Below are 204 nucleotides of genomic sequence, written 5' to 3'. Positions count from 1 at the left end.
AACAGCACTAGTTGCAGTAATTGTAATATCCGTTCCAGCAGGAACACCAGTAATAGAGTTCCCAGTAACAGTTCCTGCAGAGGTCGTAATAACAGCAGAAGCAGGAGAAATGCTAAAAGAAACATCGTAAGTTAATAAGTTAGCAGCACAAGTAGTTGCAGTAAAGTTAAGTACAGGTGTTTGATTAATAGTAATAGTAGCAGT

At 38.2% G+C, this 204-nt stretch carries 1 protein-coding gene; it reads right to left on the bottom strand.

Annotated features, from left to right (window positions below; genetic code table 11):
• Positions 1–204 (bottom strand): hypothetical protein (locus ACVC08_RS00175; RefSeq protein WP_452600500.1); only part of this gene is annotated, 204 nt, incomplete at both ends.

The organism is Pontimicrobium sp. MEBiC06410, from assembly GCF_053601615.1.
This window is presented reverse-complemented; position numbering and strand designations above follow the sequence as displayed.